The sequence below is a fragment of the Micromonospora sp. LZ34 genome (genome assembly GCF_052981855.1).
Map to the genome: position 1 here is coordinate 83,610 of NZ_JBRIQN010000002.1, position 20,198 is coordinate 103,807.

Annotated in this window: 18 protein-coding genes; 5 read left to right on the forward strand and 13 right to left on the reverse strand. The window is 71.9% G+C overall.

Annotated features, from left to right (window positions below; translation table 11 throughout):
* Positions 1 to 21: 21 nt before the first annotated feature.
* On the reverse strand, positions 22 to 636 hold the full coding sequence (locus ACVCAH_RS02700; protein WP_447134434.1) for a DUF4190 domain-containing protein: 615 nt from the start codon (positions 634 to 636) through the stop codon (positions 22 to 24).
* A 27-nt stretch (positions 637 to 663) separates the two neighbouring features.
* Complete coding sequence (locus ACVCAH_RS02705; RefSeq protein ID WP_447134435.1) at positions 664 to 963, reverse strand: CD225/dispanin family protein; 300 nt, start codon at positions 961 to 963, stop codon at positions 664 to 666.
* A gap of 179 nt (positions 964 to 1,142) precedes the next feature.
* Here ACVCAH_RS02705 and purN point away from each other — a divergent pair, with 179 nt between their 5' ends.
* Both purN and purH read left to right on the forward strand, forming a co-directional pair.
* Positions 1,143 to 1,763 carry a phosphoribosylglycinamide formyltransferase gene (gene purN, locus ACVCAH_RS02710; RefSeq protein ID WP_447134436.1) on the forward strand — a complete coding sequence of 207 codons (621 nt, stop codon included), beginning with the start codon at positions 1,143 to 1,145 and terminating at the stop codon, positions 1,761 to 1,763.
* Positions 1,760 to 3,331 (forward strand): bifunctional phosphoribosylaminoimidazolecarboxamide formyltransferase/IMP cyclohydrolase, encoded by a 1,572-nt coding sequence (gene purH, locus ACVCAH_RS02715; RefSeq protein ID WP_447134437.1) that lies wholly within the window; start codon positions 1,760 to 1,762, stop codon positions 3,329 to 3,331. The genes purN and purH overlap by 4 nt, the downstream gene beginning before the upstream one ends.
* Before the next feature lie 75 nt (positions 3,332 to 3,406).
* Here the strand turns inward: purH and ACVCAH_RS02720 are convergent, their stop codons facing one another.
* The 5 genes from ACVCAH_RS02720 to ACVCAH_RS02740 all read right to left on the reverse strand — a co-directional run bounded on the left by ACVCAH_RS02720 (position 3,407) and on the right by ACVCAH_RS02740 (position 9,141).
* A complete protein-coding gene (locus tag ACVCAH_RS02720; RefSeq protein ID WP_447134438.1) occupies positions 3,407 to 4,438 on the reverse strand; it encodes an ABC transporter ATP-binding protein in 1,032 nt (343 codons plus the stop codon).
* Positions 4,422 to 5,459 (reverse strand): ABC transporter ATP-binding protein, encoded by a 1,038-nt coding sequence (locus tag ACVCAH_RS02725; RefSeq protein WP_447134439.1) that lies wholly within the window; start codon positions 5,457 to 5,459, stop codon positions 4,422 to 4,424. The genes ACVCAH_RS02720 and ACVCAH_RS02725 overlap by 17 nt, the downstream gene beginning before the upstream one ends.
* A gap of 4 nt (positions 5,460 to 5,463) precedes the next feature.
* Entirely contained in the window at positions 5,464 to 6,420 is a 957-nt protein-coding gene (locus ACVCAH_RS02730) for an ABC transporter permease (protein ID WP_447134440.1), read from the reverse strand.
* Positions 6,413 to 7,351 (reverse strand): ABC transporter permease, encoded by a 939-nt coding sequence (locus ACVCAH_RS02735; protein WP_447134441.1) that lies wholly within the window; start codon positions 7,349 to 7,351, stop codon positions 6,413 to 6,415. Before ACVCAH_RS02735 ends, ACVCAH_RS02730 begins: the two co-directional genes overlap by 8 nt.
* A 185-nt stretch (positions 7,352 to 7,536) precedes the next feature.
* Complete coding sequence (locus tag ACVCAH_RS02740; protein ID WP_447134442.1) at positions 7,537 to 9,141, reverse strand: peptide ABC transporter substrate-binding protein; 1,605 nt, start codon at positions 9,139 to 9,141, stop codon at positions 7,537 to 7,539.
* 425 nt (positions 9,142 to 9,566) lie between these two features.
* Between ACVCAH_RS02740 and ACVCAH_RS02745 the strand changes: the two genes are divergently transcribed.
* Together ACVCAH_RS02745 and mdh are read left to right on the forward strand one after the other, a co-directional pair.
* Positions 9,567 to 10,427: a bifunctional methylenetetrahydrofolate dehydrogenase/methenyltetrahydrofolate cyclohydrolase gene (locus tag ACVCAH_RS02745; RefSeq protein WP_447134443.1), complete on the forward strand. Its 861-nt coding sequence runs from the start codon at positions 9,567 to 9,569 to the stop codon at positions 10,425 to 10,427.
* Positions 10,428 to 10,559: 132 nt separating this feature from the next.
* Positions 10,560 to 11,510, forward strand: coding sequence for a malate dehydrogenase (mdh, locus tag ACVCAH_RS02750; protein WP_447134444.1), 951 nt, complete (start codon positions 10,560 to 10,562; stop codon positions 11,508 to 11,510).
* 116 nt (positions 11,511 to 11,626) lie between these two features.
* On the opposite strand, the gene ACVCAH_RS02755 is transcribed toward mdh, so the two are convergent.
* Entirely contained in the window at positions 11,627 to 12,322 is a 696-nt protein-coding gene (locus tag ACVCAH_RS02755) for an MBL fold metallo-hydrolase (RefSeq protein WP_447134445.1), read from the reverse strand.
* Positions 12,323 to 12,595: 273 nt separating this feature from the next.
* On the opposite strand from ACVCAH_RS02755, the gene ACVCAH_RS02760 reads away from it, so the two are divergent.
* On the forward strand, positions 12,596 to 13,813 hold the full coding sequence (locus ACVCAH_RS02760; protein WP_447134446.1) for an NADP-dependent isocitrate dehydrogenase: 1,218 nt from the start codon (positions 12,596 to 12,598) through the stop codon (positions 13,811 to 13,813).
* Between the two features lie 326 nt (positions 13,814 to 14,139).
* On the opposite strand, the gene galT is transcribed toward ACVCAH_RS02760, so the two are convergent.
* The 5 genes from galT to ACVCAH_RS02785 form a co-directional block, all read right to left on the reverse strand.
* Positions 14,140 to 15,216 carry a galactose-1-phosphate uridylyltransferase gene (galT, locus tag ACVCAH_RS02765; RefSeq protein ID WP_447134447.1) on the reverse strand — a complete coding sequence of 359 codons (1,077 nt, stop codon included), beginning with the start codon at positions 15,214 to 15,216 and terminating at the stop codon, positions 14,140 to 14,142.
* Positions 15,213 to 16,034, reverse strand: coding sequence for a DeoR/GlpR family DNA-binding transcription regulator (locus ACVCAH_RS02770; RefSeq protein WP_447134448.1), 822 nt, complete (start codon positions 16,032 to 16,034; stop codon positions 15,213 to 15,215). The genes galT and ACVCAH_RS02770 overlap by 4 nt, the downstream gene beginning before the upstream one ends.
* A gap of 117 nt (positions 16,035 to 16,151) precedes the next feature.
* On the reverse strand, positions 16,152 to 17,681 hold the full coding sequence (cysC, locus tag ACVCAH_RS02775) for an adenylyl-sulfate kinase (RefSeq protein WP_447134449.1): 1,530 nt from the start codon (positions 17,679 to 17,681) through the stop codon (positions 16,152 to 16,154).
* Positions 17,682 to 17,822: 141 nt separating this feature from the next.
* Positions 17,823 to 18,389: a DM13 domain-containing protein gene (locus tag ACVCAH_RS02780; protein ID WP_447134450.1), complete on the reverse strand. Its 567-nt coding sequence runs from the start codon at positions 18,387 to 18,389 to the stop codon at positions 17,823 to 17,825.
* 105 nt (positions 18,390 to 18,494) lie between these two features.
* A complete protein-coding gene (locus ACVCAH_RS02785) occupies positions 18,495 to 20,015 on the reverse strand; it encodes a glycosyltransferase family 2 protein (protein WP_447134451.1) in 1,521 nt (506 codons plus the stop codon).
* Positions 20,016 to 20,198 lie beyond the last annotated feature (183 nt).

The window sequence follows — 20,198 nt, forward strand, 5'->3', positions numbered from 1 at the left end:
GCCCCTCGTGCGGTGCGGTGGTCAGGGCTGGGTCGGCAGGGCGACGTTGGCCACGAGCCCCAGGATGATGAACAGGATGCCGAGACCGGCGCCGATGGCGCCGCAGATCAGACCGGCCTTGGCCTGGCCGGCGTTGGACGCCAGCCCCTGGTCGGCCTTCTGCTTGCCCAGGTAACCGGTCACCACGGCGGCGATGCCGACCGGGATGCCCAGGTAGAGGCAGCAGACCAGCGGGATCGACGCGATGCCGAGGATCATCGACACCAGGCCGAGGGTGTTCTGCTGCCCCTGCGGCTGCGGGTAGCCCGCGTTCGGGTAGCCCGGCGCCGCGCCGTACGGCTGCTGCTGCTGGGCGTACGGGTCCTGGTACGGCTGGCCGTACGGCTGCCCCGAGGTGGGCTGCTGGCCGTACGGCTGCCCCGAGGTGGGCTGCTGGCCGTAGGGCGCGGCGGGCGGCTGGCCGTACGGGTCGCTCGGCTGGCCGTAGGGCTGGCCGGAGGTGGGCTGCTGGCCGTACGGCGGGGCGTACGGGGTGTGCGGCGGGGGTGCGGTCGGGTCCTGGTGCGGCTGCTGTCCGTACGGGTCCTGGTGCGGCTGCTGTCCGTACGGGTCCTGGCCGGGCTGTCCGGGCTGCATGTCGAAGACGCTCCTCGGCTTGGTCTGTCAGTACGTGCTGCTGGTGTCGGCGCCCATCAGCCCGGCGAGGCCACCGAGCAGGCAGCACACCAGGACGATCACGTACCAGCCGATGCCGACGATCAGGGCCCACTTGGACCACTTCTTCGACTCGGCGGCGGCGGCCTGCGCGCCGGCGTAGTCACCCTGCTGAAGCAGCGGGTTGACCTTGGATGCGTTGATGATGGCCGGGATGGCCAGCGGCCAGAACAGGAAGATCGCGACGATCGACATCGTCATGTTGTTGTTGATCTGCGGCGGCTGCTGGGGCTGGTATCCGGGCTGCATCCTGGGAACTCCTCATTTCATCGGCACGGCTCGCGTGCCGGTTCACTGACGGGGTGCGGGCCGGACGTGCGCATGGCCCGAGCGACGGGCAGCGTACCTAATTCGTGCGAGCTTGGCTGTCGGCGAATGTCGCGCCGCCCAACGGATGGGCACGCTGACCTGCCCGATAGGGTGGCCGGGTGACCGAGCCCGCGTCCGCAGCCCGCATCGTCGTTCTCGTCTCCGGCTCCGGGAGCAACCTCCAGGCGCTGCTGGACGCGTGCGCCGACCCGGCGTACGGGGCCCGGGTGGTGGCCGTCGGCGCCGACCGGCACGGCATCGGCGGACTGGACCGGGCCGCCGCGGCCGGCGTACCGACCTTCGTGGACGAGGTGAAGGCGTACCCCTCCCGGGAGGACTGGGACGCCGCGCTCACCGCGCACGTCGCCGAGCACCGGCCCGACCTGGTCATCTCCGCCGGCTTCCTCAAGCTGGTCGGCCCGCACTTCCTGGCCGCGTTCGGCGACCGTTACCTCAACACGCACAACACCCTGCTGCCGGCGTTCCCCGGCATCCACGGCCCGCGCGACGCCCTCGCCTACGGCGTGAAGATCACCGGGGCCACCCTCTTCTTCGTCGACGCCGGGATGGACACCGGCCCGATCGTCGCCCAGGTGGCCGTGCCGGTGCGCGACGACGACGACGTCGAGACGCTCACCGAGCGCATCAAGGAAGCCGAGCGGCGCCAGCTCGTCGAGCAGGTGGGCCGCCTGGTCCGTGAAGGTTGGACGATCACCGGAAGAAAGGTCACCGTTCCGTGAGTTCCACTCAGGACGAGCGCCGCCCGATCAAGCGGGCGCTGGTCAGCGTCTACGACAAGACCGGCCTGGTCGAGCTGGCCCGAGCGCTGCACGCGGCCGGGGTGGAACTCGTCTCGACCGGGAGCACGGCCGCCACCATCGCCGGCGCCGGGGTGCCGGTGACCCCGGTGGAGACGGTGACCGGGTTCCCGGAGATCCTCGACGGCCGGGTCAAGACCCTGCACCCGAAGATCCACGGTGGGCTCCTGGCCGACCTGCGCAAGGATTCGCACGTCGCCCAGCTCGACGAGCACGGCATCGCGGGGATCGACCTGCTGGTGTCCAACCTCTACCCGTTCCAGGCCACGGTCGCCTCCGGCGCCTCCGTCGACGAGTGCGTGGAGCAGATCGACATCGGCGGTCCGGCGATGGTCCGGGCGGCGGCCAAGAACCACGCCTCGGTCGCCGTGGTCACCGACCCGTCCGCGTACCCGGCGCTGCTGGCCGCCCTCGGCGAGGGCGGCTTCACGCTGACCCAGCGCCGCGCGCTGGCCGCCCGGGCGTTCGCCGACATCGCCGAGTACGACGCGGCGGTGGCCAACTGGTGCGCCGTCCAGCTCGGGCCCGAGGGGCAGGAGTGGCCGGGCTTCGCCGGCCTGGCGCTGCGGGCGACCAGGACGCTGCGCTACGGCGAGAACCCGCACCAGGCGGCGGCGCTCTACACCGACCCGGATGCCCCGGCCGGGCTCGCCCAGGCCGAGCAGCTGCACGGCAAGGAGATGTCCTACAACAACTACGTCGACGCGGACGCCGCCTGGCGGGCGGCGAACGACTTCGCCGACCAGCCGGCGGTGGCGATCATCAAGCACGCCAACCCGTGCGGGATCGCGGTCGGCGCCGACGTGGCCGAGGCGCACCGCAAGGCGCACGCCTGCGACCCGGTCTCCGCGTACGGCGGCGTGATCGCGGTCAACCGGCCGGTCTCGGTGGAACTGGCCCGCCAGGTCGCCGAGATCTTCACCGAGGTGGTGGTGGCGCCGGGGTTCGAGCCGGGTGCGGCGGAGGTGCTCCAGGCCAAGAAGAACATCCGGCTGCTGCGCGCGCCGGCCTGGAACCCGGCGCCGGCGGAGTGGCGGCAGGTCGGCGGCGGCGTGCTGGTGCAGATGGCGGACCGGGTGGACGCCCCGGGCGACGACCCGGCCAACTGGCGCCTGGCGGCCGGCGACGCGGCCGACGAGGCGACCCTGCGCGACCTGGCCTTCGCCTGGCGGGCGGTACGCGCGGTGAAGAGCAACGCGATCCTGCTGGCGAAGGACGGGGCGACCGTCGGTGTCGGGATGGGGCAGGTCAACCGGGTCGACTCCGCGCAACTGGCGGTGAGCCGGGCCGGCGCCGAGCGGGCCCGCGGCTCGGTCTGCGCCTCGGACGCGTTCTTCCCGTTCGCCGACGGGCCGAAGATCCTCATCGAGGCCGGCGTCCGGGCCATCGTGCAGCCCGGCGGGTCGATCCGCGACGAGGAGGTCATCGCCGCGGCCAAGGAGGCCGGCGTGACCATGTACCTCACCGGCACCCGCCACTTCTTCCACTGACCCGGGACGGGATCACGTCCCGTCCCGGACTCCCGGTGATCATGAGGTTGTCGACCACTTCATGATCAACCGGGATCAGGGGGTGACGGGGCGGAGTTCGGCGAAGTGGCAGGCGGAGGGGTGCGGATCGGCGGCGCGGGGCACGGCCTGCGGGTCCTCGCGGGCGCAGACGTCCTGCGCCTTCCAGCAGCGGGTGCGGAAGTGGCAGCCCGACGGCGGGTTCGCGGGGCTCGGCACGTCCCCGGTCAGCCGGATCATGGTGCGCTCGTGGCGCGCCTCCGGGTCCGGCACCGGCACCGCCGAGAGCAGCGCCTGGGTGTACGGGTGGGTCGCCCGCTCGTAGATCTCCTCTTCGGTGCCGATCTCCACGATCCGGCCGAGGTACATCACCGCGACCCGGTCCGAGATGTGCCGGACCACCGACAGGTCGTGCGCGATGAAGATGTACGACAGCCCGAACTCGTCCTGCAGCTGCTCCAGCAGGTTGATCACCTGGGCCTGGATCGACACGTCCAGGGCGGAGACCGGCTCGTCGCAGACGATGATCTCGGGCCGCAGGGCGAGCGCGCGGGCGATGCCGATGCGCTGCCGCTGCCCGCCGGAGAACTGGTGCGGGTAGCGGTTGATGTGCTCAGGGTTGAGCCCGACCACGTCCAGCAGCTCCCGGACCCGCTGCTGCTTGCTGCCCTTCGGGGCCGCCTCCGGGTGGATCTCGAACGGCTCGCCGATGATGTCGCCCACCGTCATCCGCGGGTTCAACGAGGTGTACGGGTCCTGCATGACCATCTGCATGTTGCGCCGCAGCCGGCGCAGTTCGGCGCCCGAGGCCTTGAACAGGTCCTTCCCCTCCAGGGTGGCCCGGCCGGCGGTCGGCGTCTCCAGCCGCATCAGCAGTCGGGCCAGGGTGGACTTGCCGCAGCCGGACTCGCCGACCACACCGAGGGTCTCGCCGCGGCGCAGCTCGAAGCTCACCCCGTCGACGGCCTTGACCGCGCCGACCTGCCGCTGGAACAGCACCCCGCGGTTGATCGGGAAGTGCTTGACCACGTTGTCGACCGAGAGGATGGTCTCGCCCCGGACCTTGGTGGGGCTAGCGGGCGCTGTCATCACGGACCTCCTGGGCGAAGTGGCACGCGCTGGTCCGGCCGTCGCCGAGGACCAGGTCGTGCGGCACCACGTCCACGCAGACCTGCTGCACGTACGGGCACCGGGGGTGGAAGGGGCAGCCGCTGGGGATGCGCATCAGGTTGGGCGGCAGCCCCCTGATGGTGGCGAGCTGCTGGCCGCGCACGTCCAGCCGAGGAATCGACTCCAGCAGTCCCTTGGTGTAGGGGTGGGCCGGCGCCCGGTAGAGCGAGCGGACGTCGGCGTGCTCGACGATCCGGCCGGCGTACATGACCGCGATCCGGTCCGCCACGCCGGCCACCACGCCGAGGTCGTGGGTGATCAGGATCATCGCCATGTGGAGGTCGCGACGCAGGTCGGCGAGGAGGTCCATGATCTGCGCCTGCACGGTGACGTCGAGCGCGGTGGTGGGCTCGTCGGCGATCAGCACCTTCGGGTTCAGGGCCAGCGCCATCGCGATCATGACGCGCTGCCGCATGCCGCCGGAGAACTGGTGCGGGTAGTCGCGGAGCCGGTTGGCGGCGCCCGGGATCTGCACCACGTCCATCAGCTCGACGGCGCGGCGGCGCGCGTCGGCCCGGGACATCCCCTCGCGCTGGCGCAGCGTCTCGCCGATCTGCCAACCGACCGGGAAGACCGGGTTCAGCGCGGAGAGCGCGTCCTGGAAGATCATGGCGATCTCCTTGCCGCGCACCTGCCGGCGCTGCTCCTCCGACTGCTTCAGCAGGTCGCGACCCCGGTAGCGGATCTCCCCGGAGCGGATCACCGCGGGCGGAGTGTCCAGGATCCCCATGATCGCCTGGGCGGTGACCGATTTGCCGGAGCCCGATTCGCCGAGCACCGCGAGCGTCTCGCCGGCGTCGAGGTGGTACGACACGCCGTTGATCACCTTGGCGACGCCCTCGCCGGTGCGGAACTCGACGTGCAGGTCCCGTACCTCGAGCAGGTGGCCGCCCTCGGGCGTGGCCGAGGCGGGCGTGGGTTGGACGGTGGAGTGGGTCATCAGGTCACCGCAGCTTCGGGTCGAAGGCGTCACGGATCGCGTCGCCGAGCATGATGAACGCCAGCACGGTCAGCGCGAGGAAGGTCGACGGGACGATCAACGGGGTCGCCGACTCGCGCATGTGGATCCGGCCGGTGTCGATGTCCTGGCCCCAGGAGATGGTCGGCGCCTTCAGGCCGATGCCCAGGAACGAGAGCGTGGCCTCGGCGGCGATGAACGACCCGAGCGCGATCGTCAGCACCACGATGGCCGGGGCCAGCGCGTTCGGCAGGATGTGCCGCCACATGATCCGGCCGTGGCCGGCGCCGAGCATCCGGGCCGCCGCCACGTAGTCCTGCTCCTTGGCGGTGATCACCGACGAGCGGACCACCCGGGCCGTCGTGGTCCAGCCGAGGACGGCCAGCACGAAGATGACCGCGCTGATCCGGGCGGTCGGGCTGTCGCTGCCCACCCGCTTGAGCAGCACGATCGCGGCCAGCAGCAGCGGGATGCCGAGCACGATGTCGATCACCCGGGAGAGCAGCGCGTCGACCCACCGGCCGAAGTAGCCGGCGAGCATGCCGATCACCAGCGCGATCACCCCGGTGGCCAGCGCGGAGAGCGCGCCGACCAGCAGCGATGCCCGGGTGCCGTAGACGGCGCGGGAGTACGTGTCGCAGCCCTGGAAGTCGTACCCGAAGATCGCCCCGCCGGACGGCCCGGCGTGCTGCCGGGAGAGCAGGCAGCTCCGCGGGTCGTTCGTGGTGAACACCCCGGGGAGCAGTGCCATCAGGGTGACGATCAGCACCAGCGCCAGCGAGACCCAGAAGATCGGGTTACGGCGCAGGTCGCGCCAGGCGTCGCCGGCCAGGCTGCGCGGCTTCTGCGGGGCGCCGGGCTGGTTCGGCGTGCCCGGCTCACCCGAGGGCCCACGCCGCGCGGCCTGGTTCTCCGTGGCCGCCACCGTCTCGAAGTCACTCATAGCGGATCCTCGGGTCGAGTACGGCGTACAGGACGTCCACCACCAGGTTCGAGACCAGGTAGACCACGACCAGCACGCTGACGATGCCCACCACCAGGGGACCGTCCTCGGTGCGGATGCCGCGGAAGAGGTTGAAGCCCACGCCGGGGATGTTGAAGACGCCCTCGGTGATGATCGCGCCGCTCATCAGGTTGCCCAGCTCGACGCCGAGGAAGGTGATCACCGGGATGAGCGAGTTGCGCAGCACGTGCACGCTCACGATGCGCCGCCTGAGCAGGCCCTTCGACCGGGCGGTCCGGACGTAGTCGGCGCGCAGGTTCTCCGCCACCGAGGTGCGGGTCAGCCGCAGCGCGGTGGCCAGCGACAGCGACCCGAGCACGATTCCGGGCAGCAGCAGCGCGTAGAGGCTCGGGTCCGACCCGGCGGTGGGCGGGAAGAGCGCCCACCTGACGCCGAGGAAGTACTGCGCGAGCGGCGCCAGCACGATGGTCGGGATGCCGAGCACGAGCAGGGTCAGCACCAGGGTCGAGTTGTCGAAGATGCTGGCCCGGCGGATGCCGGCGATGACCCCGGCGGTGACGCCGAAGAGGACGGCCACGGCGAGTGCGATCAGGGCCAGCTTCACGGTGACCGGCCAGGCCTGCTGCAGGATGTCGCCGATCTGCCGACCGGTGAGCGACTGGCCCAGGTCGCCCTGGAGCAGGTTCCGCACGTAGTCCAGGTAGCGGTAGAAGAAGCCGCCGACGCCGGTCTGGTCGAGGTGGTACTTCTCGGTCAGGTACGCCCGCTGGGCCGCGGTCACCGGCCGCTCGCCGGCCAGCGCCTGGATCGGGTCGCCCTGGCCGGCGAACATCAGCGCGTAGACGATCAGGGTGGTCCCGAAGAACGCGAGGACCATCTGCAGGAGGCGCCGCAGGATGTAGCGGAACATGCTTGCCAGTCTCTCCGGAAAAGTGCGAAATGGTCGCGGGACGACATCTCTGGCGTACCGGGAATACCCCGCGACCAAACGCCGTCCGGCCGCCCGGGACCCTTCCGGGTGATCTGCGGCGGGGCGGCGCGCGCATGGTTCGGGCCACCCGGGGTCTCCCGCGGGTGGCCCGTGCCGCGGTCAGCTCAGCTGGCCGCCTCGATCTTGATCAGGTTGACCCGCTGGAACAGGTCCATCTCGACGTTCTTGACCGTGGACGAGTGCCCGAACACGTTCTCGCCGAAGCGCAGCGGGATCACCGGCATGTCCTTGGCCAGGATGTCCTCGGCCTGCTGGTACTTCTTGATCGCCTCTTCCTGGGTGGGAGCGGCGGAGCCCTCCTTCACCAGGCGGTCGAACTCCGGGTTGCTGTAGCCGTAGTAGTTCGACGAGCCGTTGGTGCTGTACAGCGGGCCGAGGTAGTCCTCCATCGACGGGTAGTCCATCACCCAGCCCATCCGGAACAGGCCCACCGGCTGCTTCTTCTCGACCTTGGTGAGCAGGTCGGCGAACTTCGGCTCGGCCGAGCCGACGACGTCCACGCCCAGGTTGGCCTTCAGCTGGTTGGCGGTGGCGTCGACCCAGTCCTTGTGACCGCCGTCCCCGTTGTAGGAGATGACGATCTTCGACGGGCCGCCGGCGGCCTGGTACAGCTTCCTGGCCTCGATCGGGTTGAACTCGCCGGCCGCGCCCGCGGTGTTCTCCCGGTAGCCCGGCAGCACCGGCGAGACGAAGGAGCGGGCCGACTGCTGCGAGCCCTTGAAGATCGACTTGGTGATCTCGTCACGGTCGATCGCCATCGAGATCGCCTTGCGCACGTCCGGGTTGCTGTACTCCTTCTCGAAGGTCGGGAAGGCCAGGAACTGGAACGACGACATCGGGCTGGTCCGGTACCGGTCACCGAGGTCGGTCGGCGCGGTGCTCAGGTTCTCGGTCGGGATCGTCGGCAGCACGTCCAGGTTGTCCGCCAGCACGTCCGCGTAGGCCGCGGTGAGCTGCTGGTAGACCCGGAACTCGACGTCCTTCACCTTGGGCTTCTCGCCCGGGTACGCGTCGTAGCGCTCGACCTCGATCTTGGCGTCGTGCTGCCAGGTGCCCTTCATCTTGAACGGGCCCTGGCCGATCGGCGCCTGCTCGTAGGAGTCCTTGAGCACGCCCGGAGCGGAGAACGCCGCGTCCGGCAGCGGGTAGAACGCGTTGTAGCCGAGCATCGTCTTGAAGTCGATGTACGGCTCGGCGAGCGTCACCTGGAAGGTCAGGTCGTCGACCTGCTTCAGGCCGGACATCGTCCTGGCCTTCGGCTGCTCGCCCTGCAGGTCCTGGTAGCCGGCGATCTTCTCGAAGAAGTAGCTGGCACCCTGGCCGTTGGGCGCGTAGGCGCCGTAGTTCCAGGCGTTGATGTAGTCCTCGGACGTGACCTTCTCGCCGTTGTGGAAGGTGTACCCGTCCTTGAGCTTGATCGTCCAGACCTTGTTGTCCGACGAGGTGACCGACTCGGCCGCGACCTCGTACGGCTTGTTCTGCGCGTCGTAGTCGACGAGCGGGGTGAACAGGCCGGCGAGCACCTGCGAGCCGGACGTCTCGGTGGTGTTCGTCGGAACCAGGTGCTGCGGCTCGGCGATCTGGATACTGACCGCCGCACTGGGGTCGCTGCCGCCGGATCCGCCGTCTCCGCCGCTGCCGCAGGCCGCGAGGCCCAGGGTCACCGCGAGCGGGAGGGCGGTCCAGGCGGCGAGCCTACGAACTCGCATTGAGCCTCCTCATCTCCTCACGCAGCGCAGTCAGACCCGGCGCTGGTTTCACGCTGCGCAACGCTGGGCAACGGTAGGCGGTTCGATCCGGTTCGACAACGAAGGCGTTGCGAAGCGATAACGGTCCGTGCCGGGAACCCTTGGCCGGGCGCCCGGCTCTGCTATCCCGGCACTCGTCGTTTCGCCCGCGAACTGCGATTATGTGTGCCCGATTCGATCGGCGCCGGGCGCTTCCGAACCCCCTCGGGTGACTGTGCCCGGCTGCGTGGCCGCCACCCGGGAGCCCGGATCGGGCTATGGCGCGATTCACACCCGATTACTCAACGTGATTAGTGGTCCATGACTCATCGTCACCAAACGGGGCAGCGGGACCGGTTGATCGTGGTCATCGGCCCCGGAGCCGTCCGCCATGAGACGATCTGGGCGTGACGGCGACGCTTCTGGACGGCAAGGCGACCGCGGCCGAGATCAAGGACGAGCTGCGTACGCGGGTCAAGGCGCTGGCCGAACGGGGCGTCACGCCGGGACTGGGCACGGTGCTGGTCGGTGCCGACCCCGGCTCGCAGGCGTACGTCAACGGCAAGCACCGTGACTGCGCCGAGGTGGGCATCGCCTCGCTCCGCCGGGAGTTGCCCGCCGACGCGACCCAGCAGCAGGTCGACGGGGTGCTCGCCGAGCTGAACGCCGACCCGGCCTGCCACGGCTACATCGTCCAGCTCCCGCTGCCGCCCCAGCTGGACACCCAGCGGGTGCTGGAACTCATCGACCCGGACAAGGACGCCGACGGCCTGCACCCGGTGAACCTGGGCCGGTTGGTGCTCGGCTACGACGCCCCGCTGCCGTGCACCCCGCGCGGCATCATCGAGCTGCTCCGCCGGCACGACGTGGCGCTGCGCGGCGCGAAGGTCGCCGTGGTCGGCCGGGGCAACACGGTCGGCCGTCCGCTCGGCCTGCTGCTCACCCGGCGCAGCGAGAACGCCACCGTGACCCTGTGCCACACCGGCACCCTCGACCTGGCCGCGCACACCCGGGCCGCCGACATCGTCATCGTGGCGGCCGGAGTGCCCGGGCTGCTCACCGCGGACATGGTCACGCCGGGCGCGGTGGTGGTCGACGTCGGCATCACCCGGGTGATCGGCCCGGACGGCAGGGGCCGCTACACCGGCGACGTGGCCGCGGAGGTCGCCGAGGTGGCCGGGGCGCTGGTGCCGATGCCGGGCGGTGTCGGCCCGATGACCCGGGCCATGCTGCTCACCAACGTCGTCGAGCGCGCCGAACGGGGCTGACCGGGTGCGGTATCCCGCACCGCGAAACGCCTTCCGCCCAGCGACGTCATAACCGTCCGCCCCTGGCCGGATCGGTGCCAGGATGACTGATACGGTCCGGAAAACCGACTGGTATCAGGGAGTGGGACGACCATGGGTAAGAAGGTCACTGTCGTCGGCGCCGGTTTCTACGGCTCGACCACCGCACAGCGCCTGGCCGAGTACGACGTCTTCGACACCGTCGTGATCACCGACATCGTGGAGGGCAAGCCCGCGGGTCTCGCCCTGGACCTCAACCAGTCGCGGGCCGTCGAGGGCTTCGAGACCAAGGTGGTCGGCGTGACCACCGGCCCGAACGGCGAGGGCTACGAGGCGATCGAGGGCTCGGATGTCGTGGTCATCACCGCCGGCCTGCCGCGCAAGCCGGGCATGAGCCGGATGGACCTGCTGGAGACGAACGCCAAGATCGTGCGTCAGGTCTCCGAGAACGTCGCCAAGTACGCCCCGAACGCCGTGGTCATCGTGGTCTCCAACCCGCTCGACGAGATGACCGCGCTGGCCCAGCTCGCCACCCAGTTCCCGAAGAACCGGGTGCTCGGCCAGGCCGGCATGCTGGACACCGCCCGGTTCAGCAACTTCGTGGCCGAGGCGCTGAACGTACCGGTGAAGTCGGTGAAGACGCTGACCCTCGGCTCGCACGGCGACACCATGGTGCCGGTGCCGTCGAAGAGCACCGTCAACGGCAAGCCGCTGCGCGAGGTCATGCCGGCCGAGCAGATCGAGGAGCTGGTGGTCAGGACCCGCAACGGTGGCGCCGAGGTGGTCGCCCTGCTCAAGACCGGTTCGGCGTACTACGCGCCGTCGGCCGCCGCCGCCCGGATGGCCAAGGCGGTCGCCGAGGACTCCGGCGAGGTCATGCCGGTCTGCGCCTGGGTCGACGGCCAGTACGGCATCTCCGGCGTCTACCTCGGCGTCGAGGCCGAGATCGGCGCCGAGGGCGTCAAGCGGGTCGTCGAGACCGACCTGGACGCCGACGAGCTGGCCAGCCTCAAGCAGGCCGCCGAGGCCGTCCGCGCCAAGCAGGCCGACGTCGCCAACATGTGATCTCCCGCTCCACCCGAAGGGCACGCCGCTGCGCGGCGTGCCCTTCGCCGTCTCCACCCTCCCCGCCCCGATCCGGTCGCGCCCGTCAGACCCGCAGGTGGGGTGGGGTGCGGTCGTCAGAGGGTCACGAAGGGGGTGCCGAGGTGGGGGGTGGCGAGGGTTGCGGGGGTGCCGGTGGTGAGGGTGTGCAGGAGGGTGGTGCGGGAGGTGCGGGCCGCGTCCGGGTCCAGCTCGTGGGCGTACGCCAGGGTGGGGTCGACCAGTTGCACGGCGTGCACCAGCAGGTCGCCGGTGAGCAGCACGCGCTCGGTCCCGTCGTCCAGCAGCACGCACTGGTGTCCGGGGGTGTGCCCGGGCGTGCTGAGCACGCGTACCGCCGGGGTGAGGGTGGTGTCGCCGTCGACCACCCGCAGCCGGCCGGCGGCACGCAACGGCGCGACCAGCCCGGCCGGCAGCGCCGGGTTGATCGACTCCATCGCGTCCAGCTCGGCCCGCTGCACCAGGTAGTCGGCGTTCGGGAAGTACGGCGTGCCCGGTGAGCCGGTGACCGCCCAGCCGATGTGGTCGCTGTGCAGGTGGGTGAGCACCACGGTGCGGACGTCGGCCGGGTCGATGCCGGCGGCGGCCAGCTCGGCGGGGAGCCGGCCGGGCAACGGCGCCCAGCTCGCCGCGGCGGAGTCGGCCGGGCCGATGCCGGCGTCCACCAGGGTGACCGGCCCGTCCCCGACCCGGACGGCGAAGCTGCGGAAGCGGAGCCACCAGCGCCCGTCGGCGGTGACCGAGGCCGGTCCCGCCGGTCGGCCGCGCGCCACTGCTCCGCCGTGGCGTCGGGGAACGCCTCCTCGCGGGGCTGGAAGAACGGCCCCTCGCCGTCGGTGAGCGCGGTGACCGTGATAGACCCGAGGGTGCGGTTCGGCGGCATCCGGCGATGGTGCCACCAGCCGCCGTGGTCGGGCATCCCCGTTTCTGCCGGCGCCCGCCTCCGGGCTGGTCAGCGCCCCGACCGAGGCCGGATGGGGAACGCCAGCCGGTTCCAGTACGCTCGTACTGCTTGAGCACGTGTCCCCCGAGAGGAGCGCCGGCCGATGGCGAAGATCAAGGTAAACAACCCGGTCGTGGAGCTCGACGGCGACGAGATGACCCGGATCATCTGGAAGCAGATCCGGGAGCAGCTGATCCTGCCCTACCTCGACGTCGACCTGCACTACTACGACCTGTCGATCCAGCACCGCGACGAGACCGACGACCAGGTCACCGTCGACGCCGCCAACGCCATCAAGCAGCACGGCGTGGGCGTGAAGTGCGCGACCATCACCCCGGACGAGGCCCGGGTGGAGGAGTTCGGCCTCAAGAAGATGTGGCGGTCGCCGAACGGCACCATCCGCAACATCCTCGGCGGCGTCGTCTTCCGCGAGCCGATCATCATGTCCAACGTGCCGCGGCTGGTCCCCGGCTGGACCAAGCCGATCATCATCGGCCGGCACGCCCACGGCGACCAGTACAAGGCCACCGACTTCGTCGTCCCCGGCCCGGGCACGGTGACCATCACCTACACCCCGGCCGACGGCTCCGCGCCGATGGAGATGGAGGTCGCCAACTTCCCCGGCGGCGGCGTCGCCATGGGCATGTACAACTTCGACGAGTCGATCCGGGACTTCGCCCGCGCCTCCATGCGCTACGGCCTGGACCGCGGCTACCCGGTCTACCTGTCCACCAAGAACACCATCCTCAAGGCGTACGACGGCCGGTTCAAGGACATCTTCGCCGAGGTGTTCGAGAACGAGTTCAAGGCCGAGTTCGAGGCCGCCGGGATCAGCTACGAGCACCGGTTGATCGACGACATGGTGGCCGCCGCGCTCAAGTGGGAGGGCGGCTTCGTCTGGGCCTGCAAGAACTACGACGGTGACGTGCAGTCCGACACCGTCGCGCAGGGCTTCGGCTCGCTCGGTCTGATGACCTCCGTGCTGATGACCCCGGACGGCCGGACGGTCGAGGCCGAGGCCGCGCACGGCACGGTCACCCGGCACTACCGGCAGTGGCAGAAGGGCGAGAAGACCTCGACCAACCCGATCGCCTCGATCTACGCCTGGACCCGCGGCCTCGCCCACCGGGGCAAGCTGGACAACACCCCGGCGGTCACCGAGTTCGCCAACACCCTGGAGCAGGTCATCATCGACACCGTCGAGGGCGGCCAGATGACCAAGGACCTCGCGCTGCTCATCTCGCGCGACGCCCCGTGGCTGACCACCGACGAGTTCATGGGCGCGCTCGACGAGAACCTGGCGCGCCGCCTCGCCGCCTGATCGTCGATCCGCACCGCACGGAAGCCCGCCGGCACCCGCCGGCGGGCTTCCGTCGTCCCGGGCTGCGCCGACCCGCACGCAGCGTCACCATCCTCGGCGCGCCTCGTTGACCTGTATGGACGAGATGCCAGTCGCGTCCAGGAAGGTTGACCGCGGTCGCCTCGCGGCAGAGTGCCGATCAGCCAGCCTTCCCGGCTGTCGTGCACAGCCAGCCGTCCCTTCCCTGCGGGGGGCCCTGTCCCGGGCCCCCCGCGCCCTGTCCGTACCCCTTCCGGCGGAGTCGGCCGGTGGCGCCGGGCGGGCCGCGGACCGGCCGACCCGGGGGCTCAGGCCGCGCGGAGCAGTTCGGCGGCCCGCTCCGGGGCGATGTCGTTGATGAACACGCCCATTCCCGACTCCGAGCCGGCCAGGTACTTCAGCTTGTCCTTCGCCCGCCGGATGCTGAACAGCTGCAGGTGCAGGTGCCCCAGCTCGCGGTCGATCCGGACCGGGGCCTGGTGCCAGGCGGCGATGTAGGGCATCGGCAGGTCGAACAGCGCGTCGAAGCGGCGCAGCAGGTCCAGGTAGAGCGGGCCGAACGCGTCCCGCTCCGCGTCGTCCAGCGCCGGGATGTCGGGCACCGGCCGGTGCGGGGCGACGTGCACCTCGAACGGCCAGCGGGCGGCCGCCGGTACGTACGCCGTCCAGTGCTCGTTGGCCGCGACCACCCGGTCGCCGGCGGCCCGCTCGGCGGCGAGCACGTCGGCGTAGAGGTTGCCGCCGCCGGTGCGCTCGGCGTGCCGGCGGGCGGCGGCCAGCAGCGACCGGGTCCGCGGCGTCACGAAGGGGTACGCGTAGATCTGGCCGTGCGGGTGGTGCAGGGTGACGCCGATCTCCACGCCCCGGTTCTCGAAGCAGAACACCTGCTCCACCCCGGGCAGTTCGCCGAGCGCGAGGGTGCGGTCGGCCAGCGCGTCCAGCACGGTGCGCACCCGGCTCGGCGGCAGGCTGGCGAAGGAGGCGTCGTGGTCGGCGGTGAAGCAGACCACCTCGCACCGCCCCAGGCCCGGCCGGACCGGGGTGAACGGGGTGATCTCCCCGGGCTCGTCGGCCACCCGGCCGCTCAGTGACGGGAAGCGGTTCTCGAAGACCACCACGTCGTAGTCCGGCGCCGGGATCTCGGTGAGCCGGTCACCGACGGAGGGGTCCAGCGGGCACTCGTTCGCCGGCGGCAGGAAGGTGCGGGTCTGCCGGTGCACGGCCACCGCCACCCACTCGTCGGTGAGCGGGTCGTGGCGCAGCTGCGACGCGGCCGGGAGCGGCGGCAGTTCCCGGCGGTCCGGCTGGTCGCGGACCGCGTCGTCCCGCTCGTCGAAGTAGATCAGCTCGCGGCCGTCGGCCAGCCGGATCGCCGTGCGCTTCACTTGGCCACCTCTCCACTCGTCGGCGTGGTGGTCCGTCCCCCGCCCGTACCGGTCACGATCACCAGCTCACCCACCTGCTCCTCGAGTACCCGACCGGCCGCGGCCGGCAACCGGTCGTCGGTGACCAGCACGTGGGCGGCGGAGAGCTCGACGATGGAGGAGATGCCGACCGTGCCCCACTTGGTGTGGTCGGCCAGCACCACCAGCCGGTCCGCCGCCGCCACCAGGGCCCGGTCGGTCTCCGCCTCCATCAGGTTCGGCGTGGTGAAGCCGGCCCGCTCGCTGATCCCGTGCACGCCGAGGAAGAGCAGGTCCAGGTGCAGCGACCGGATCGCGCCCACGGCCAGCGGCCCGACCAGCGCGTCCGACGGCGTACGCACCCCGCCGGTGAGCACCACCGTCTGGTCGGGCCGGCCGCCGGCGTGCAGGATCTCGGCCACCGGCAGCGAGTTGGTCACCACGGTCAGGCCGGGCACGTCGACCAGCCGGCGGGCCAGCTCGGCGGTGGTGGTGCCGGCGGAGAGGGCGATCGCCGCGCCGGGCCGGACCAGTTCGGCCGCCCGGTTCGCGATGGCCGCCTTCTCCGCCAGCTGCCGTACCGACTTGGCCCGGAAGCCGGGCTCGTCGGTGGAGCCGGGGCCGGCCATGGTCGCCCCGCCGTGCACCTTGGCCAGCAGGCCGCGCTCGTGCAGCGCCTCCAGGTCACGCCGGATGGTCATGTCCGAGACGCCGAACTCGGCGGCCAGCTCGGTGACCCGGACCCCGCCGGTGCTGCGCACCCGGTCGAGGATGGCCGTCTGCCGCTGCTGCGCGAGCACCCCGCCGCACCTCCCGCGCCAGCCGCGCACTCTCACGCGGTCGAACGTGTTCCAACAAGAATGAACACTAGCGCGTACGGCTCGACCACCGGAAGCAACCCCGGGCGGTGCGGTGGATCAGGTGGACTGGAGCCGGGGCTCGACCCAACCCGTCTCGGTCAGGTGGTGCAGCACCGTCTGCACCGCCTCCTCGACGGTCAGCTCCGTGGTGTCGACGACCAGGTCGGCGTCGGTCGGCTCCTCGTACGGGTCGTCGATGCCGGTCATCCCGGTGAGCAGGCCGGCCCGGGCCCGCGCGTACAGGCCCTTGCGGTCGCGCTGCTCGCAGACCTCCAGCGGGGTGGCGACGTGCACCAGCAGGAAACCGGCGCCGGCCACCAGCGCCATCTCCCGGGCGGTCGCCCGCGCCTGCGCGTACGGGGCGATCGGGCAGCAGATGCCCACCCCGCGGTGCCGGGCGATCTCGGCGGCCACCCAGCCGATCCGGCGGACGTTGAGGTCCCGGTCGGTCTTGCTGAAGCCCAGGCCGGCCGAGAGTTCCCGGCGCACCACGTCGCCGTCGAGCAGGCTCACCGTCCGGTCGCCCTGCTCGCGCAGCGCGTCGGCCAGGCCGCGGGCGATGGTCGACTTGCCGGAACCGGAGAGGCCGGTCAGGAAGACCACCAGGCCCCGGTGCCGCCGGGGCGGCCGGGCCCGGGCCAGCTCCTTGGCGACCGCCGGCGGGGTGTGCCACTCCGGCAGCGGGAAGCCCCGGTCCAGCAGGTCGTCGATCTCGGCCTGGGTGAGCGCGAGCCGCCGGTTGCGCGGCGGGATGTCCTCCCGCCAGCGCCACTGCCCGTCCCGGTTGTCGTAGGCCAGCTCGCGCGGCACCAGCACCCGCAGCCCGGCGCCGGAGAGCATCTCGCCGGTGGAGAGCAGGTGGGTCACCCCGTACGCGGCGGAGACCCGGGCCCGCAGCAGCGCGTCGCTGATCTCGTCGCGGCGGCGGGACAGCGGCACCGCCACCAGGGTGGCCGGCGGCATCCGGTCGCGGGCCGCGAAGATGCTGCGTACCAACGCCTCCGGTGGCAGCCCGCCGGTGCCGTCCTCGCCCACCGGGATCATCACCAGCAGGTGCGCGGCGAGCGTGCGGGCGGCGTGCGCGATCTGGGCCAGCTGCGGCCGGTGCAGCGGCCGGTCGGCCACCACCCCGAGCACCCGGCCGGGGGGCAGCAGCGCACGGACCTCCTCGGGAGTGCGGCGCAGCCGCTGGAACGGCCCGCGGCCGCCGTCGCCGAGCCGGCGCACCGTGCCGCCGACGCCGGCCACCCCCTCGCGGACCTGCCACGTGTCGGCCACGTCCAGCGCGGCCACCGGGGCGCCCTCGCCGTCGGTGAGCACCAGCACCCGGCGCGCCGGGTCACGCGGATCGAGCCCCTGGGCCAGCGCCGCGGGCACCTGGAGGGTCACCGCGACCTGCCACGGGGTGCCGTCGGCGAGCCGGCCACGGCGGCTGACCGAGACCAGGTCGGCGCGGGTCATGAAGCCGTTGAGCGGGGCGTACGCCCCGATCAGCAGCAGTTCCAGATCGGCCAGCTCGCCGGGGCGCGGCGTGTACGCCGGCGCGTCCCGCAGCACCTCGTCGGACAGCACCCATCCGTTGCTCATCAGACCCCCAACCCGCTGACCGGCACACAGTTTCTCAGTCGACCGTGGATCGGTCGAGAGCGCCACTCCACTCCCGTCGCGTCGATGGCGTGGCCGGTCGGTGAGCTGCGGCGGCCCGGAGCCCGGTGGGGTGCGGGAGGATCAGCCGGCGGGGTGCAGCGGCGCCGCCCCGAACGACACGGCGAACCGCTTGCACCAGATGGAGACGCTGGTCACCCCGGTCAGGTCCACTCCGGCCGGGATCGGGTAGCCCTGGTCGCCCCGGTTGCCCTTGAGCCGGCCCAGCTCGACCCAGCGGCCGTCGTCGAAGACCCGCCAGCCCGCGGTGCCGCCGCGCACCGGTTGGTCGGTCAGCCAGACCCGCAGGTCCGGCCCGTTCGACGTGTCCAGCCCGACGAGTTCCAGCCGGTGCCGGCCGTCCGCGTCGCGGACGATCCGGGCGGTGCCGGAGGTGTCGTGCTCGTGGGTGACGAACTCGCCGCTGCGGACCACCGTGGGCCCGGCCGGCGCGGGCGTCGGGGTGGCCGAGGGGCCGCCGGTCGCCGGTGCGCTCGGCGCGGCGGTGGCCACCACCGACAGCTCCTCGTCGACCTCGGCGTCGGTGACCAGCTTCCACGGCTGGAACCACCAGAGGCCGAGGGCGGCTCCGGCGCCGAGCGCGACGACAGCGACCCAGGCCAACGGCGTACGGAACAGGCGGGTGAGCATGGCACCCAGTCTCGCGGCCGGGCGGCGGGCGGTCATCACGGCGGCCGGTTACGGAAGGCTTACCGATCCCGCCGCTCGCCCCCGCCCGGCAGGCGGCAGCGGGGGTCACCCGTGGCGGCGGCGCGTGACGGCCCAGCGGGCCCGGCTCCACAGCCCCACCCTGGTGCGCACCACCGGCCGGGCGCCGTCGGCGGGGAAGTGGAAGACGAGCGCCAGGTAGGTGTCCGCGGTCCAACCGGCACTGGCGATCCGGGCCTTCAGGAACCAGGTGCCCTTCGTCCGGCCGGAGTTGAGCTGGCCCAGGTCGATCGTGGCGGTGGCGTGGTGGACGAGGTGCAGCGTGCCGTCACCCGCGGTGCCGGCCACCTTCTCGCTGCGGGAGGTGACCGGCAGGAAGACCTCCTCGTCGGTCTCCCGACGCCGGGCGATCAGGTCGAGCCGGCTCTTGCCGAGCGTGCCGGTCGAGTCACGCGGCCCCGGGTCGACGCCCGGCACCGGCAGCACCAGCACCTCCCGGCCGCCGTCAGCGGTGAAGGCCAGCGGCCGGCCGTCGGACTCCAGGCGGGCGGAGACCGCGACGGTCAGGGTCGAGCCGCTCAGCTCACGGCGGTGCACGGTACCGGCGGCCGAGACTCCCGTCTCCCACTCGGCCAGCCGGCGCAGGTCGTCGACCCGCCCCTGCTCGGCGAGGTGGGCCGCCACCCGGTACAGGGGCGGCAGCCCGGCGGCGACGCCGGGCGCGAAGCGCTCCCGGATGATCTGCCGTACCTCCCGGGCGACCTGTTCGATCCACTCCGGCGGGGCGTCGAGGAGCCGCCGCCGGCGCAGCCGGTTGAGCATCTCGTTGCGCAGCCACCGGCGGTGCAGGCGGTCCCGCAGTTCGCCCGGTGCGATGTGCGCGTCGACGATGTCGAGCGCCTCGCGAAGGCCGGCGTAGTAGCTGGCCGCGTCGAAGAACCGGTTCGCCGTCACGTTCCCGGCGTCCTGGCGTCGCCGGTGGTGGTAGCAGGTGTAGTCCGCCAGGACACAGGTCCGCCGGGAGAGCAGGTAGGCCCGGATCACCATCCGGTGATCCTCCAGCCGCAGGTGCGGTCCCTCGGGGAAGCGGATCCCGTGCTTGTCGAGGAAGGACCGCCGGAACAGCTTGTGGCAGGTCAGGCTGTCGATCAGCGGGGAGTTCGCGAGCGTGGCGTCGAAGCGGTTCCGGCGGAACAACTCGCGCGGCACCCGGCGGCCGTGTCCCGCCATCTTGCCGACCACCACGTCGGCGTCGTGCGTCTCCGCGCAGTCGTGGAGGCGTTCGAGCGCCTCGTCGCCGAACCAGTCGTCGTCGTCGGCGAAGAAGACGTACTCGCCGCGGGCCTGCTCGATGCCCAGGTTGCGCGGTCGCGAGGGCCAACCCGAGTTCGGGATGCGCAGCACCTGGACGTGCGGGTGCGCCGCGGCCAGCTCGTCCAGCCGGGCCGGAGTGCCGTCGGTGGAGCCGTCGTCGACGAAGATCACCTCGAACTGGTCAGCCGGCAGCGACTGGCGCAGCAGCGAACCGACCAGCTTCTCGAGGTGCGGCCCGCTGTTGTACGCCGGAACCACCACGCTGACCCGGGGAGTGCCGGTGTCGAGGGCCATGCTTCCTCCCCTGGGTTCGCGACCCGTCGAGGATGTGTTCGATGAACCGCACCATTCTGACCCCGTCGCCGCAGGCTGTGGGGGCGGCACGTCGGGGGCCCTCGACGCCCCCGGGCGCCGGCCTCCCGGACGGCCGGCGCGGCAGACCCTAGGGGGCGCCGGCGGCAGAATCAGGGGAGCGCC